This is a genomic window from Lysinibacillus sp. FSL P2-0066, assembly GCF_037969495.1.
Classification (GTDB): Bacteria; Bacillota; Bacilli; order Bacillales_A; family Planococcaceae; genus Lysinibacillus; species Lysinibacillus boronitolerans.
The window spans coordinates 2,688,221-2,703,635 of the sequence record NZ_CP150202.1; the positions used below are offsets into that span (position 1 = coordinate 2,688,221).

General features: G+C 41.8%; 15 protein-coding genes. All 15 read right to left on the reverse strand.

What is annotated here, in order from left to right; genetic code table 11:
- Positions 1-30: 30 nt before the first annotated feature.
- The gene (locus MKZ14_RS13450) at positions 31-2,025 is read right to left on the reverse strand and encodes a HAMP domain-containing methyl-accepting chemotaxis protein (RefSeq protein ID WP_339280094.1); all 1,995 of its coding nucleotides are present in this window, start codon (positions 2,023-2,025) and stop codon (positions 31-33) included.
- A gap of 323 nt (positions 2,026-2,348) precedes the next feature.
- Positions 2,349-3,281, reverse strand: a complete 933-nt coding sequence (gene rnz / locus MKZ14_RS13455; RefSeq protein WP_312125353.1) for a ribonuclease Z — start codon at positions 3,279-3,281, stop codon at positions 2,349-2,351.
- Positions 3,282-3,378: 97 nt separating this feature from the next.
- Positions 3,379-4,215, reverse strand: coding sequence for a class I SAM-dependent methyltransferase (locus MKZ14_RS13460; RefSeq protein ID WP_312125354.1), 837 nt, complete (start codon positions 4,213-4,215; stop codon positions 3,379-3,381).
- On the reverse strand, positions 4,212-5,711 hold the full coding sequence (locus MKZ14_RS13465) for a cobyric acid synthase (RefSeq protein WP_333005173.1): 1,500 nt from the start codon (positions 5,709-5,711) through the stop codon (positions 4,212-4,214). The genes MKZ14_RS13460 and MKZ14_RS13465 overlap by 4 nt, the downstream gene beginning before the upstream one ends.
- Positions 5,712-5,925: 214 nt before the next feature.
- The gene (locus tag MKZ14_RS13470) at positions 5,926-6,462 is read right to left on the reverse strand and encodes a cob(I)yrinic acid a,c-diamide adenosyltransferase (RefSeq protein ID WP_048392354.1); all 537 of its coding nucleotides are present in this window, start codon (positions 6,460-6,462) and stop codon (positions 5,926-5,928) included.
- Positions 6,463-6,475: 13 nt separating this feature from the next.
- A complete protein-coding gene (locus tag MKZ14_RS13475; protein ID WP_048392353.1) occupies positions 6,476-7,036 on the reverse strand; it encodes a nitroreductase in 561 nt (186 codons plus the stop codon).
- A gap of 33 nt (positions 7,037-7,069) precedes the next feature.
- Entirely contained in the window at positions 7,070-7,837 is a 768-nt protein-coding gene (cobA, locus tag MKZ14_RS13480; RefSeq protein WP_054549204.1) for a uroporphyrinogen-III C-methyltransferase, read from the reverse strand.
- A complete protein-coding gene (locus MKZ14_RS13485) occupies positions 7,834-8,472 on the reverse strand; it encodes an NAD(P)-dependent oxidoreductase (RefSeq protein WP_009370253.1) in 639 nt (212 codons plus the stop codon). Before MKZ14_RS13485 ends, cobA begins: the two co-directional genes overlap by 4 nt.
- A complete protein-coding gene (locus MKZ14_RS13490; protein ID WP_333005177.1) occupies positions 8,465-9,832 on the reverse strand; it encodes a cobyrinate a,c-diamide synthase in 1,368 nt (455 codons plus the stop codon). Before MKZ14_RS13490 ends, MKZ14_RS13485 begins: the two co-directional genes overlap by 8 nt.
- An 11-nt stretch (positions 9,833-9,843) precedes the next feature.
- Positions 9,844-10,965, reverse strand: a complete 1,122-nt coding sequence (locus tag MKZ14_RS13495) for a cobalamin biosynthesis protein (protein WP_333005179.1) — start codon at positions 10,963-10,965, stop codon at positions 9,844-9,846.
- Positions 10,958-11,743 carry a precorrin-4 C(11)-methyltransferase gene (gene cobM, locus MKZ14_RS13500; protein WP_004231312.1) on the reverse strand — a complete coding sequence of 262 codons (786 nt, stop codon included), beginning with the start codon at positions 11,741-11,743 and terminating at the stop codon, positions 10,958-10,960. The genes MKZ14_RS13495 and cobM overlap by 8 nt, the downstream gene beginning before the upstream one ends.
- Entirely contained in the window at positions 11,743-12,450 is a 708-nt protein-coding gene (gene cobI / locus MKZ14_RS13505; RefSeq protein ID WP_312125362.1) for a precorrin-2 C(20)-methyltransferase, read from the reverse strand. Before cobI ends, cobM begins: the two co-directional genes overlap by 1 nt.
- Positions 12,443-13,663 carry a bifunctional cobalt-precorrin-7 (C(5))-methyltransferase/cobalt-precorrin-6B (C(15))-methyltransferase gene (locus tag MKZ14_RS13510; RefSeq protein ID WP_036077437.1) on the reverse strand — a complete coding sequence of 407 codons (1,221 nt, stop codon included), beginning with the start codon at positions 13,661-13,663 and terminating at the stop codon, positions 12,443-12,445. Before MKZ14_RS13510 ends, cobI begins: the two co-directional genes overlap by 8 nt.
- On the reverse strand, positions 13,620-14,753 hold the full coding sequence (locus tag MKZ14_RS13515; protein WP_333005182.1) for a cobalt-precorrin-5B (C(1))-methyltransferase: 1,134 nt from the start codon (positions 14,751-14,753) through the stop codon (positions 13,620-13,622). The genes MKZ14_RS13510 and MKZ14_RS13515 overlap by 44 nt, the downstream gene beginning before the upstream one ends.
- On the reverse strand, positions 14,753-15,412 hold the full coding sequence (locus MKZ14_RS13520) for a precorrin-8X methylmutase (RefSeq protein WP_004231303.1): 660 nt from the start codon (positions 15,410-15,412) through the stop codon (positions 14,753-14,755). Before MKZ14_RS13520 ends, MKZ14_RS13515 begins: the two co-directional genes overlap by 1 nt.
- Positions 15,413-15,415 lie beyond the last annotated feature (3 nt).

A 15,415-nucleotide genomic window follows, 5' to 3' on the forward strand; every position in this document is an offset into this window, starting at 1 on the left:
CTAGTGATTTATCGTACTATATTTTTCCTTTTATACTTTATATTTGCCTGCTGATAGTTGGAGATTTTCCGCTGTTGTATTCAATTGATCGATAAATGCGGTCATACTTTCCATATTTTCCGCTTGATGCTTAGCCTTTTGGGCAACGGCATCAACACTTTGAGATGTTTGCTTAGCCAAGAGTGAAACATCTTCCATGGTAGCTGTTACTTCCTCTGTACTTGCAGCAATTTCCTCGGTGGAGCTTGATACTAAATCCACTTGTGTTGCTAACACCTGTACATCATTATGAATGCCTTCAAACGATTGCTGTGCTTGTTGTACGATTGCACGTCCTGCATGTAATACATCTGCTGTCGCTTGGATGGTTGCTACAATATTGGCTGTTTCCTTTTGGACATTTATCACCACCTGTGTAATTCTATCCGCCGCACTCTTAGAATCTTCTGCTAATTTACGAACTTCTTCAGCTACAACCGCAAAGCCTTTCCCCGCTTCACCTGCACGCGCCGCTTCGATAGATGCATTCAATGCCAGTAAATTCGTTTGATCAGAGATCCCCGTAATCACATTGGTAAATTCCCCAATCATAGTAGATAATTTTTCAAGTTCCTGTGTTCCAATCACCGCAAAATTTGTTTTCTCATGAATCGTCACTAATTGCTTTTGTAAGGACTGCATAATTTGTAATCCATTATCTGCGTTTTCCTCGGTATTACGCGAAATACTAGAAATTTCTGCTATAGATTCCGAAATATATTGAATACTGCGTGCCAATTCCTCCATTGAGTGTGCACTGTCAGCCGTATTATTCTGTTGGGCAAAGGAGGCCTGAGCGACCTGACTTGATTCTCCTTGGATAATTGCGGCTGATTCAAGTGTTTCATGAGCATTTTCTTGAATCGTATAGGTAGCTTCTTTTATTTGATTGGCCCCTTGCTTTAATTCATACATAATTTGTTGGAAATTATCCATCATCCCATTAAATGAAGTCACTAATTGGCCAATTTCATCCTTGGCATTGATCGGAATGCGCTTCGTTAAATCCGCTTCACCTTTACTAATTTCCTCTAAAGAATTTCGCACGCTTAAAATACGAGCTACTTGTTTGGAAATAGATAGGCCTGTAGTGAAGAAAATCACACAAATTACGATCAACGAAGCCACAATTGTACCTACTAAAATATGCGATAGGACGGCATTGGATACAATAATCGCTAAGTATGTACCGTTCGATAATGGTTTCACATATTGCGTGACACGTGTGCCATCATAGCGCCCTGAAAATTCAGTCGACTTTTGTGCTGAAAATTGGGCTGGCTCAAAACCTATATCGGCTAAATCTTGATCTGCTGTAGCGGCAATGGCTTGGCCTTTTTCATCTACAATCGCAGCAAATAATACGGTCGAGGATAAATAGTTATCCAGTTGATCGATATAGGATTCACTGCCGATACTTGCTTCTAAGTCTAGTAGCTGCTGTCCATGGCGAGCTACCTGTACAATTTGTGGTGTTGCTGGATTCCAGCTACCTACCCCGACAAATTTGAAAAATTGATCATCGACATCGCGAATCTGTGCTTTTTGGACAATTTCTTTCGCTCTACCGTCTAAGAGTTGCATATACTCTGCCGCTTGTCCGTTTGGATCAGCGCCAAAGTTAAAATCGACAGTTGGAGCTACTGATGTCACCGTTGTATTCCCTTTATCATCTGTACTCCAAATCTCATCGATGCCACCTCGCTCAGCAATGGCCTTTAAATCCTCATATGTAGCACCTTTGTCAATGATGTAAGAAGCCATTACAGATTCGGCAATCATTTCTTTTTCCATGATTTCTTCCGCTTTTTCTCTAGATTGAATCGCTCCTTCCATCCCCATGACAATGGAGTTGGCGATTGCTTCTCCATTGTTTTTTGCACTTTTATATGTAGCTTGATAAATATAAATAGAAAATGCCGTTATAATGAACACCACAATGCCCATAATCTCCAGAAGCATTTTCCATTTCATTGACTTTCTCATGATGAGATCCCCCTAAAAATTACGATTATTTCCACTTCATCATACAATATGACTTCCATATATTTCATTAACTATTTATTAAATATAAAATAATAAGTTTTGAAGTAGTTTAAATTGTCATTAATTTGTAAAAATTTCGAAATAGCAGATCATTTAGGAAAAATTTAACTATTTTGTACGATTAGAGGCATGCAAAAAAGGATATTTCTCATGAGTGAACAGTAATATTTAAACAAAATTAGCTATAAACCTTTAGGACGATAAACTAAAAACATCTATTAGAAGAATCTCCTCTAATAGATGTTTTTTATTTTATAATTATATCAGAATAATTTATTGTGTTGCCATGTATAGACGGCTTGATCAGCTGTTAGGAATGTATTCGGAAAAATTTCCTGTGCTTCAGCTAAAAATTGAGGTAAGTCATATGGGAGAAAACGTGCGCTTAAATGATTTAATAATAAATAGTGTGCACCAGCTTGCTGTGCGACTTTTGCAGCCTCCACATTTGTTGCATGACCATAGCTTGCTGCTAAATCTGTTGTTGTACCATCAAAAGTCGCTTCATGGACAATGATATCAGCACCCATTGATAATTGGATCGCTTCTTCACAATATTTCGTATCACCTAAAATTGACAACGTAAAGCCCTTTTTGGCTGGTGCCACCACGTCTTTTGCCAGTACCACATCACCATTTTCAAGTACAATGTCGTGGCCATTTTTTAATTGCCCTAGCAAAGGTCCCTTTGGAACGCCAAGTGCCTGCGCTTTGTCAATTAATAATTCGCCTGGTAAATCCTTTTGTTCAATACGATAACCATAGCAAGGTACAACATGGCGCAATTCCTTAGCATAAATTGTAAAATGAGCATCCTCATAAATAATGCCTTCTTGTACTTCTACAAAGCGCAAAGGATATGTTAAATGGGTTTTTGATAGGGCCAATGTTTGTTCAATCCACTGCTGTAAGCCAGATGGCCCGAAGATCGTTAGCGGCTCATCTCCACCCTGAAAGGAACGTGAGCTTAAAAAGCCTGGAAGTCCAAAAATATGATCCCCATGTAAATGTGTAATAAAAATTTTCGTCACTTTCCGTGGCTTTAACGACGTATGAAGGATTTGATGCTGTGTCGCCTCCCCACAGTCAAATAGCCACATTTCACTCACTTCATCTAATAGCTTTACCATCAGAGCACTTGTATTTCGTTCTTTTGAAGGCATGCCTGCGCCTGTCCCTAGAAAATGTAGCTGCACATATGCCACCTCACTTCTTATTTATATCGTTTTATTGTACCTTATCCATTCCCATAAGAAAAACCTTTGGTGTACAGTTTCTCCAAAGGTTTCTTAATTATTTTGGTTGCCATGACACAAGGGCTGCATGAAAATCATGACGATAATAATAACGTCCATCCTTTTCTTCGATAAAAGGTAGCAGTGATTCCTCTACATGGGCTCGCTGAAAATTAGTCGTTAGGATTTTTTTACTCTGTGTTGCCACAAGCTGCTCATAGCTTTCATATTCATAGACACGCTCGAGCGGGATAATCTGACAATCCGCGTAAATATCCATTTCATAGAGTAGATTCAAAAACTCGATATAATCTCTGCGGGGAAATTTAATGTCATAACCATATTTTTCATACAATTGTTCATAGTGTGGCTGGATGGGCCCTGTCGTCATCCCAATGATGGCCCGCTTCTTCGCCAGCCGATTCATGTGATATAAAGCTGCTTTGATTTCATACATGCGGTAAAAACAATTCACGCCCAGGACGATATCATGTGGTTCAATCTCATCATCCTCTAAGCTTTCCCACTTCGCATGAATATAGGAAACGTGCTCCTCCTGCGGCATACACTGTTGTAAGTAATTCAAAATGCTTTCAGAGCTATCCACACATGTGAGCTTCCTTACTTTATCAGCTAATGGAAATGTATAATTGCCCCACCCAGGACCAATTTCTAATACAGAATGCTGAGGTTCAATCTTTTTTTGAAGCTCCTGAAAAATCAATGCAGCATAAGGATCTGTTTGTCCCACTTTTTTTCGCGCCACGGATTGGGCCCAAAATTGCTCCTCTAGCTGATCATTCACCATTCGTTCAGGCATATTGCCATGCCAGTCCTTCATACCTTCCTGCCATAATGCCTCATAGTTAATGGCTAACGGTCCTTTTCTCGTCATATAGATACCTCTAACGATAATATTTCATATATTTTTTTCATATCAAGATTTGCACGAACGTGGTCGGCTAACATATTATAGGCATCTTCTCTTCGTTCTTTGTCACTTTTCACATCACTTGGTAAAGCTGCTAGCCCTTTTTTCACTCGTATTTCATTGACAAGTTGACGGGTAAAGGTACGATTATGGAACAAGCCGTGGAAATACGTGCCAATCACTTGCTCATCTTGACTAACCGCACCATCTTCTCTTCCATCCTCTAACAGTAAAAACGGTGATACCGCATCACGTAAAATTTTTGTACGCCCTAGATGGATTTCATAGCCTGTCAATGTGTCCTGCCCTCTTACGCCTGTCATTTGCACCGTTTTTTTATTGCCTACAAAAATGGTTTCCATCGGCAATAGCCCAAGACCATCTGCAGATTCACCATTCCCCTCCACTGCTTCTGGATCAAGTAATGTTTCACCAAGCATTTGGAAACCGCCACAAATGCCAATAATTTTAGTACCGCATTCACGTAAATGTGTAATGGCTTGATCGAAGCCCTGTGCTTTTAGCCAAGCTAAATCATCCATTGTACTTTTCGTTCCTGGCAGAATGAGTAAATCGGGTGTACCTAGTTCATTGACATGACCAATTAAACGTACACCCACCTCTGGCTCATCGAAAAATGGATCAATATCGGTGAAGTTTGAAATACGTGGTAAACGAATCATGGCTACATCTACAGCAAATTCGCCTGGCTTTGGTTTTTTAAAACGTAGTGACGATAATGCAAGAGAATCCTCTGCTTCAATATTGACCTCGACATAAGGAATCACACCAAGTACTGGAATACCCGTTTCGCGCTCCACCCATGCCAAACCATCATCCAGTAACTCACGCATGCCTCTAAATTTATTAATAATTAATCCCTTAACACGTGCTCGTTCTTCCTCATCTAACAATGCCAGTGTCCCAACAATCGAGGCAAAGACCCCGCCACGATCAATATCAGCAACGAGGACCACCGCTGCATCTGCTAAGTGAGCCATTCGCATATTAGCAATATCGCGATCCTTTAAGTTAATTTCTGCTGGGCTACCAGCTCCCTCTAGAACAATGACATCATATGTATTTTGTAGCGTGCGTACTGATTTTTCTACGATTGGCATCGCTTCTTGCACAAAATTATTGCGGTAGCTTTTGGCATCCATATTTAAAAAATGTTTACCATGAACGATAACCTCTGACATCATATCTTGCTTCGGTTTCAGCAGGATAGGATTCATATCAGTCGTTGCAACAACACGAGCCGCCTCGGCCTGTACCCCTTGGGCGCGGCCGATTTCACCGCCATCTTTCGTAACAAATGAATTAAGAGCCATATTTTGTGATTTAAATGGGACTACCTTCAGTCCATCATCTGAAAATATACGACATAGTGCGGTACAAATCATACTTTTTCCAACATCGGAAGCTGTTCCTTGAATCATGATTGATTTTGCTGGCATAGTCACTCTCCTCTGTAATGTTCGGCGTCGCTCCGCGGGTATTCCATGGCAAAGCGCGGGTATTTCCCTTCACTCCGCGGGTATTCCATGGCGAAGCGCGGGTATTTCCCTTCACTCCGCGGGTATTCCATGGCAAAGCGCGGGTATTTCTCTTCACTCCGCGGGTATTCCATGGCGAAACGCGGGTATTTTTCATTCAGCCTTGTAAAGGGCCTTAAAATTCGAGCCCTTTCACCGCTGGAATCCCTTCATCATAGTAATGCTTTGTCGCCTCAATGGTTGACACTAAATCAGCCATTGCTAGTAATGCTGGATTCGCACTTCGTCCTGTGACAACCAAATGCATTGTAGAAGGGCGGTGTTGGATTGCCTCGATGACTTCTGCTAGAGGAAGGACATCATCGATTGGAAACTTGGTGATCGCTAGGGCATTGTTGAGTTCATCTAGGACCAATAAATCAATGCTGTCATCCTGTAGAGCTGCCTTCGTTTTTTTCCAAGCCTTGGCTAATGCAGCTCGATGCTCCTCAGGTGTTTTTGTCCATGTAAAACCTATGCCCATTTGTTCCATTTCTACGCCTAGCTTACGAAGGGCAATTTGCTCTCCATAAGTACGTTCTGGGGATTTGATAAACTGCAGATAACGCACATTTAAGCCTCGACCAACTGCACGCAATGTAACGCCAAGAGATGCTGTCGTTTTGCCCTTACCCTCACCTGTATATACTAAAAACAAGCCTTTTCTTGCCATACTGATAGCCTCCTTACAGCCATGTTGTCTTTTCTGCAAACGGCGTTCGTTTCTTGTCGGTTTGTTCTTGCTCCTGTGGGTAGCCAATAAATATTGTACCAACTACTTTTTGAGCGTCGCTTGCACCAATAAACGTATGCATACGAGGATCATGTACGAGGCCAACACCACGTGTACGCCAAACAAAGCCAAGACCTAGCTCCTCTGCTGTCAACCACATAGACATAATGGCACTACATACAGCAAAGACATTATCTTCTGTCGCATCTGTGTCCCCTTCTACTATGTCAGCTGTCACCACAATGGCTACAGGGGTTGTTTGTACAACCTTTAATGAACTTTCCACTAAATTTGGCTTCGTGGGAAAGCGTTCTTGTAAATAAGCACTTGCCATTTCTTCATAACGCTTCATGGCTTCATCTTGAATGACATAAAAATGCCAGGGCTCACGCATCCGGTCATTTGGTGCATAGGTTGCTGCCTGTAAAATTTGCTCAATTTTTTCTTTCTCTACTGGTTGTGTCGTGTAATTACGAATTGCTCGACGTTTTTTTAATGCTTCAATGACAGTCATAGTGCTTCCTCCTTGTGCGCTTATAAGAAATGATTATGAAAAGGTAAGACCTTGCTCTTCAAACCATTGAATTTTTTCCCGTACATTGACAACCTCGCCAACAACAATCATAGAAGGGTTATGGTACCCTTCACGCTCAATGATGCTGGCTATCTCATCTAGCGGCCCTGTAATCGTGCGTTGCTGAGCAGTTGTTCCCCACTCAATGACCGCTACTGGTGTTGTTGCCTTCCGTCCATTTTCGATTAATTTGCGAGCAATGTAGGCAATATTACCAACGCTCATATAAAAGGCAACGGTATCTATACCCGTAGCTAAAGCGGGCCAATTCAAAAAATCTTGTCCTTTTTCTTCACGACCATGTCCAGTTACAAGGGCAAAGCTTGTCGCGAAGTCTCTATGTGTAACTGGAATTCCTGCGTATGCAGGAGCTGCAATTCCTGCTGTAATCCCCGGAACGATTTCATAGGCAATGCCATGATTTTTTAATATTTCAGCTTCCTCCGCGCCACGTCCAAAAACAAAGGGATCGCCACCTTTTAGGCGTGTAACAATTTTACCTTCTTGTGCTTTTTCAACGAGTAATGCATTTATTTCCTCTTGAATGAGATGATGCTTCCCAGGTAATTTGCCACAATAAACTAGCTCCGCATCCTTTTTTGCAAAATCAAGCAATTTAGGATTTACAAGACGGTCATAAGCAATTACATCAGACTTTTGAATACATTCCAGTCCATACACAGTAATGAGCTTCGGATCGCCAGGACCTGCTCCCACGATATATACGATTCCATCCTTCATTGCGTTGCTCCCATCAATAGTTGTTGTAAATATGCTTCTCGTCGATCGATCTCACCATGACGTGTCCATTCAAGGATGTTTGGCTCTAGCAATGCTTGTAATGCCGCACGTCTTTGTGGACCTTTATCATACTTAGCAGCAATCATTAATCGAGCTTGCTGTAAAAAGCATACATAGTCATCATAAGCATCATCGAATTGCTCTTCTAAATCTGCTTTAATCTTGCGGGCTAGACTTGGGCTTGCTCCCGATGTCGAAACAGTTACCACCAACGGACCACGGCGAACAGTAGCAGGCGTAATAAAATCACTTTCACTTTGTTTATCTGTTCGGTTGATTAATTGCCAATGCTGTGCTGCTTCTTGAACGGCTTCGTTAACTGCTGTCACATTCGTTGCAGCGATAATGAGAATGGCGTCATCTAAATCACGAGGTTCAAATTCCTTTTGCTTCCAAGTAATTTGCCCTGACTCTGCAAGTGACTGTAATGTGTTATGTAAGGTTGGACTGACAATCACGATGTTTGCCTTTGCTGGTAACAGGGATGCTACCTTCTGCGTTGCCACGTGACCCCCGCCTACAATCACAACTGTTTTATATTCTAGATTGATATGAATAGGAAAATAATTAGTCATTACTTTTCACCTTCTTACAAGCTGTTAACCAATTGTCAACTAGCTTTGGGTTTGATACAAAATGGAAATGAGTATAGCCAGCCACTAAATTTCCTTCTTGATAGCCTTCTTTCTTTTTGCCAAAACGACCAATCGTTTCATAGGCTGCTGTATTGTGAGAACCACTATATTTGGAATAATGGAACTCATGGCCCTTCGCTTGTTCCTCAGCACCAATTAAGAAATTATCGGCTGTGCCAAAAATTTCACGATAACCAAGTGCTGCTAGTTTTGTTTGCATCGCCACTTCTCCAGGAATTACCCCTACCATGGCATAGCGGTCACCATGGCTATTTGTGATAGCCTCTGTTAAATACATAAAGCCCCCACATTCAGCCAATGTCGGAAGACCTTTGGCAATAGCTTCCCGAATAGAGTCTTTAACGACTGTATTGGTAGCAAGTGACTCTGCAAATTCCTCAGGAAAGCCACCACCAATATACAAGCCATCTGCTTCAGCTGGTACAGGCTCATTCGCAAGCGGTGAGAAAAACTGTAGTGTCGCACCTTTCGCACGTAACAACGCCAAGTTTTCTTCATAATAAAAATTAAATGCTGCATCTCTTGCAACCGCTATACAAATATTTCGTGAAGGCTCCTCTCTGAATAAATGACCTGATTCTTGCAAAATAGGAGCCTTTGTTAAATGTATTAATTGGTCCAAATCAATCGTTTCTTCCATAAGGTTCCCTAGTTTATCAAAAAATGAATCTAGCTCTCCTCTTTCAATAGCGGGTACTAACCCTAAATGACGACTCGGGATATCAATCCCTTCCTCACGCTTTAGGTAGCCAATAACAGGAATGCCACATTCTTGTTCAATAGCTGCCTTCGCAATTTCATAATGACCGACACTACCAACCTGGTTCGCAATAACACCAACGATATTCGGCTTATCTGATAGTAATTGGAAGCCTTTCACAACTGCTGCTACGCTACGTGCCATGCTAGCACAATTGACAATTAAAATAACAGGACTCTCTGTCACTACGCTAATATCAGCAGCAGACCCAGCGTCAGATAAAGGGCTTTTACCGTCATAAAAGCCCATCACACCTTCAATAATGGACACATCTGCATCCATACTTGCACGTGCTACAATATCACGGACTGCTTCGTGCGAAAACATCCAGCTATCAATATTACGTGATACTCTGCCCGTTACAGCTGTATGATAGGTTGGATCGATATAATCAGGACCGCATTTAAAGCCCTGTACCACGTTTCCTTTGTTTTGTAGTGCCTTCATCAGTCCAATGGTAAAAGTAGTTTTGCCTACACCACTACCCGTACCAGCTAGTACAAAGCGATTTGTTTGCATGGACTTCCTCCTTAAAATAGGTATCTAGCAACTGAAATCGTAGCATTACCTGATTTTTTCTTCTCTAATAGGAGTGATGGTACCTGTGCATAGCGCATAGCTGCTGGTTCACTCACTCCGTATGCGCCTGTATATTTAAAGACTGTTTCAGAGGGTGATGGAAATTCGATTTCATTTAATTCATCTGGTGTATACGTAACGAACTCCCAATCATATTTCTTCGTAATCTCTAGGAAACATGGCTCATCTTTCTTTAAATCAATCGTGCATAAGGCTTTCACACTTTTTTTCGAAAGCTTTAGCTCTGCCAAGGTTTCATCGATTACTTGTTCAATTTCCTCTAACGATGTACCACGGTTACAGCCCATTCCTAGCACAATGGATTTTGGGCGATAAATAACACCGTTTTCTAGAAGAACCTCTTCTTCAGGTTCAATGATTCGATCTGTTATTAATAATGTGGCATGGGGAGCAGCTTGGATAGCTGCCTGTGTGGATGGATAGATTTTAATTTGCTCTGGCATCGGTGTATCACGCATCCACCAGTCACGTTCACCTGTCTCCTGTACAATGGCTACATGTTCTTCATTTACGACAGATGCACTAACAGGTGTCAATTTATCCGCACTATCCCATACCCAGCCAAAGCGGGCTCCAAATAAATCAACGGGAATCGTCTTTTGCACATCAGAAGCCGTTGTAATAATCGGATTTGCACCAAGTGCAGCTGCCACCTCGTGTGTTAGCTCATTGGCACCACCTAAATGCCCTGATAATACGCTAATAACATTTTCCCCTCGATCATCAATCACCACAACACCTGGGTCTGTCTTTTTATCTTTTAAAATCGGCGCAATCATTCGTACGACTGCCCCTAGTGAAATAATTAAAATCAACCCTTTATATTGCTTAAAGAGTGTTGGCAATAGCAGGCGCACTGAGCCTGTAAATAGTTGAATATGCTTTTCTGCTTCATCGCCTTGTTCAAATTTACTCATATAATATAAATCACTTGCTGCAAAGGTTTGCTGCAGACGACGTCCTATTTGGACACCATGCTTCGTAATGGCTACAACGGCATAAGGATTACGTTGATCAACCTCTGGTAACACACCCTCTTGTAACTCAATCACTTGTCTTCACACCTTTTCTAAAGCCATGTGTAAAGCTTGCATCATATAACTTCGAACGATATTGATCTTTATCATGAATGTTCGGGTCTAATGCCCATCCCGCTAAAATCATCGCATGCTTACGAATACCATTCACACGCATCGCTTCATCTAATTCGATTAAAGTTGTTCGTACGATTTTTTGATCGGGCCATGAAGCACGTTGAATAACTGCTACAGGCGTGTCATCAGCCCAACCAGCACTCTGTAGCTCTTTGACAATTTTCTTCGTCAGCGTTGCACTAAGAAATAAGGCAATTGTACAATGATGGCTCGCTAAATCACGTAGCTTTTCAAATTCTGGTACAGGTGTGCGCCCCTCAGCACGCGTTAAAATAAGGGTTTGTGTTAGATCAGGAATTGTTAGCTCAGCTCCGATTGCAGCGGCCGATGCAAATACAGAGCTAACTCCTGGAATGACTTCATACCCAATGCCTTCCTTTTTTAATAGCGCAACTTGCTCCATAATGGCACCATACATCGCTGGGTCACCTGTATGCATACGTGCCACTGTTTTCCCAGCATTGACTCGGTCCACCATCACGGCAACCATTTCCTCTAAATGCATACCTGCTGTACGAATGACCTCCGCATCAGGTCTAGCTTTCGCAATGAGATCCTCACTCACTAATGAATCTGTATACATGACAACGTCCGCTGTTTGTAACATATGTAAACCTTTGACTGTAATTAAATCTGGATCACCAGGACCAGCGCCGACAATATAGATTTTCTTCATTATTTACGCACCACCATTAATGTTAAATATTCTAAATCGACACCATCCAACTCACGCACATCCCAAATGATTTCTTCATCAGATGTTACCTTTGTTACTACGGATGCTTTATCTAATAAATCTAAACCGCGTAGCACTTCAAGCATTAAATCAATCACTTTCGCCACTTTAATAAAAACAACAGCATCATGTGTTTCAATCGCTTCACGCATAGCTTCGTAATTGTCATACGCAGGAATAATCGCAACACGATCATCACCATCCGCTAACGCAATGCCTAAGCGTGATGCAGAGCCATTAAACGAAGAAATTCCTGGTACCGTTCGAATTTCGACATCTGGATGCTTGTCCTGCATTAGCTTCATCATATGAATAAACGTACTATACAATAATGGATCGCCCTCTGTGACAAAGGCTACATCTTTCCCCTCTTGTAATTTTTCGTAGACAAGTTCTACTGATTTTGTCCATTCACGTTCTAGAACAGCCTCATCTTTCGTCATGGGGAATACAAGACCAAGCATATCTTTTTCTTCTGGATTAATATACACATCTACAATACGATGGGCATAGCTTTTACTGCCTTTTAGCTTTTTTGGATAGGCAATAACAGGTGACTCCTGAATCACACGGAACGCCTTTACTGTAATTAATTCTGGATCGCCAGGACCAACGCCCAAGCCATATAAAATTCCTAGATTACTCATAATTTTCTTCCTTTCGATAAGCGGAAATAATGTATATTGGATTTAATGGCACAAAGCGTGTCATGTCTAAAATAGGCTTGCTACGTGCAAGCTGTGCCTGCAAAATATCAACAGCAAAACCACAAGCTTTAAATGCCTCAACGGCTTTATATAAATTTTCAATAGTCGCTGCATTTAAGACAATGCGCCCATTTTGCTTTAAACGCTGACAGCATAATTGCAGTAACTCAACCATTTCACCACCAGTGCCACCGATGAAAATGGCATCAGGGTCTGGAAAGCTGTCTAAGCCCTCTGGTGCTTTACTATGAATAGCTGTCATATCAACTCGGAATTTTTGTTGATTCTGGAGACAGTTTTCTAAATCTGGTGCATTTTTTTCTACAGCAAATACTTGTCCTTCTGGCGCAAGCTTACCTGCCTCAATGGCCATGGATCCCGTACATGTGCCAATATCCCAAATAATGCTATCCTGTTGTAGCTGCATGGCTTGCAAACTTAAAACTCGAATTTCTTTCTTTGTAATAAGTCCTTTATCTGGCTTTCGTTGTGAAAATTCTTCATCATCAATCCCGAGTGTGTAGCGTTTCGGTGCTATTGTTTGTTTTAAAATCACGACATTTAAAGGAGAAAAATGAGTAACTTCCATTTCATCGAGCGAGTACCAGCCACTTTTTTCGTTTTCGCCCTGTAAATTTTCGGCTACAAACGCACGATATTCCGTCATACCAAAATGCTTTAAATATTGAGCGAGAGCATTCGGACTATTCTCTGCATCTGTTAAAAGTGCTACTTTCTTTTTGCCATCAATTCGCTGTGCCAGGCCCTTCATTGGTCGTCCATGAATACTCGTTACGTAAGCATCCTGCCAGCTCTCTCCCATTTTCGCAAAGGCAAGCTGGACAGAGCTCATATATGGATAAACCTCTATTTGTAGCTTTTTTGCTAAATAGCCTCCGATGCCATAAAATAATGGATCTCCAGATGCAAGAATCACGGTATTTCTTGTTTCTTCAGACAATCTTTCAACAAGTGTTGAAAGACCTCCTTTTATCAGGATTTTTTCACCTCTAAAGTCTGGGAAAAAATCAAGTACTCGCTCACCACCAACAAGTACCTCACAGTCCTCAATCCACTGAAGGTATTGGGGTAATAAGCTTGCTAATCCGTTATCCCCGATCCCAATCAACTTCATCGATCGATGCAATGTCATCAGCCCTTCCTAATAATTGTCCCTGCATCGAATAGATCGATGTGGAAAGCGTTAAACCGCCCTTAATATGATGGATAGAGGAATAGCAGCAGGCCTCACATAAACGATGGAAGAACGCATCATAGCCCTTCTCCATCATCATCTCACCTACTTGTGAAGCTGTATTTGCCTCCAGAACTTGTGCTATCGTTTCTTCATCTGCCCCTATATCCTCTGCCAATTGTGCTAAAAAATTAAAATCGATCGGTGCACTTTTGGAATGCACCATCATGACTCCTTGTGCGACTTTAGAAAATTTCCCCATCATCCCAACGAGTGAAACTTGCTTGATGCCTAGACGCTTACAATGCTTTAATGTAAAACCTACAAAGTCACCCATTTCAATAAATGCTTCTTCTGCTAGATGTGGGTATTGTTTCATCGCAAACTTCTCACTTCGTCCACCTGTTGTCACCACTAAATGCTCACAGCCAGCCTCTTTCGCTACACTGATGGCTTGGACAATACTAGCCATATAAGCAGAACTCGAAAAAGGCACGACGGTTCCCCTAGTGCCTAAGATTGAGATGCCCCCAAGTATACCGAGTCGTCCATTTAACGTTTTTTTAGCAATCTCCTCGCCCTTAGGGACAGAAATCACTACATTCACGCCTCGTGTAATGTGAAATTCGTCCAACACACCTTGGACCGTGCTATAAATCATTTTACGGGGTACAGGATTAATGGCTGCTTCTCCGACAGGCACTGGCAAGCCAGGCTTTGTGACACGCCCGACGCCAATACCTCCATCTAAATGAATCCCAGGTGTATCTGCCCAGCTCACTGTGCCAACGATGAGTGCCTGATGGGTCGCATCAGGATCATCACCAGCATCTTTAATCGTTTCACAGCTGACAGCATTTTCTTCAAATATGCATTTTTCAATTGTAAAGGTTGCATCTCGACCAATAGGTAAATGAATCGTGCTTGTCTCTTGCTCCTCCTTGGTAATAAGGGCAAGCAGTGCAGCCTTTGATACAGCAGTTGCACAGGCTCCCGTCGTATAACCGTGACGCATGTCCTTGGGGTCCTTTTTTGGCTTCCGCTCCATTATTTTTTCGCCTGTTCGTCCGCTAAAAGTGAGATGGCATTTAAAGCAGCAACCGTCACTGTACTACCGCCTTTACGACCAACATTTGTAATGTACGGAATCCCTTCTAGTTTAAGCAGCTCTTCTTTTGACTCAGCTGCTGACACAAAACCAACAGGCATACCGATAATTAAATCTGGTTTTGCTAGCCCTTCTTTAATTAAACGAATCAATTCCAGTAATGCGGTTGGTGCATTACCAATGGCATAAATACCACCTTCATGTAATTTTGAAGCCTTTTGCATCGAAATGATGGCACGTGTTGTATTTTGTTTTTTCGCTTCTATTGATACATCTTCATCCGCAATATAGCAATGCAAATCGCCACCATGTTTTTGGAAACGCTTTTTACCAGAGCCACTTTCAATCATTTGCACATCTGCAATGACATGACGTCCAGCAAGAATAGACTTGATACCCGCTTCAATAGCACCTGGTGTAATGATGACACTACGACCTAGCTCGAAATCAGCTGATGCATGGATAATGCGACGTACAACTTTCCATTCATCTTCTGAGAAGTCATGCTCGCCCATTTCCTCTGCAATTATCGAGAAACTGTAATCGTAAATTTTATCTGGGTCCACCGTTAATGGTTTGAAATCTGTTTTAAAATCCATGGA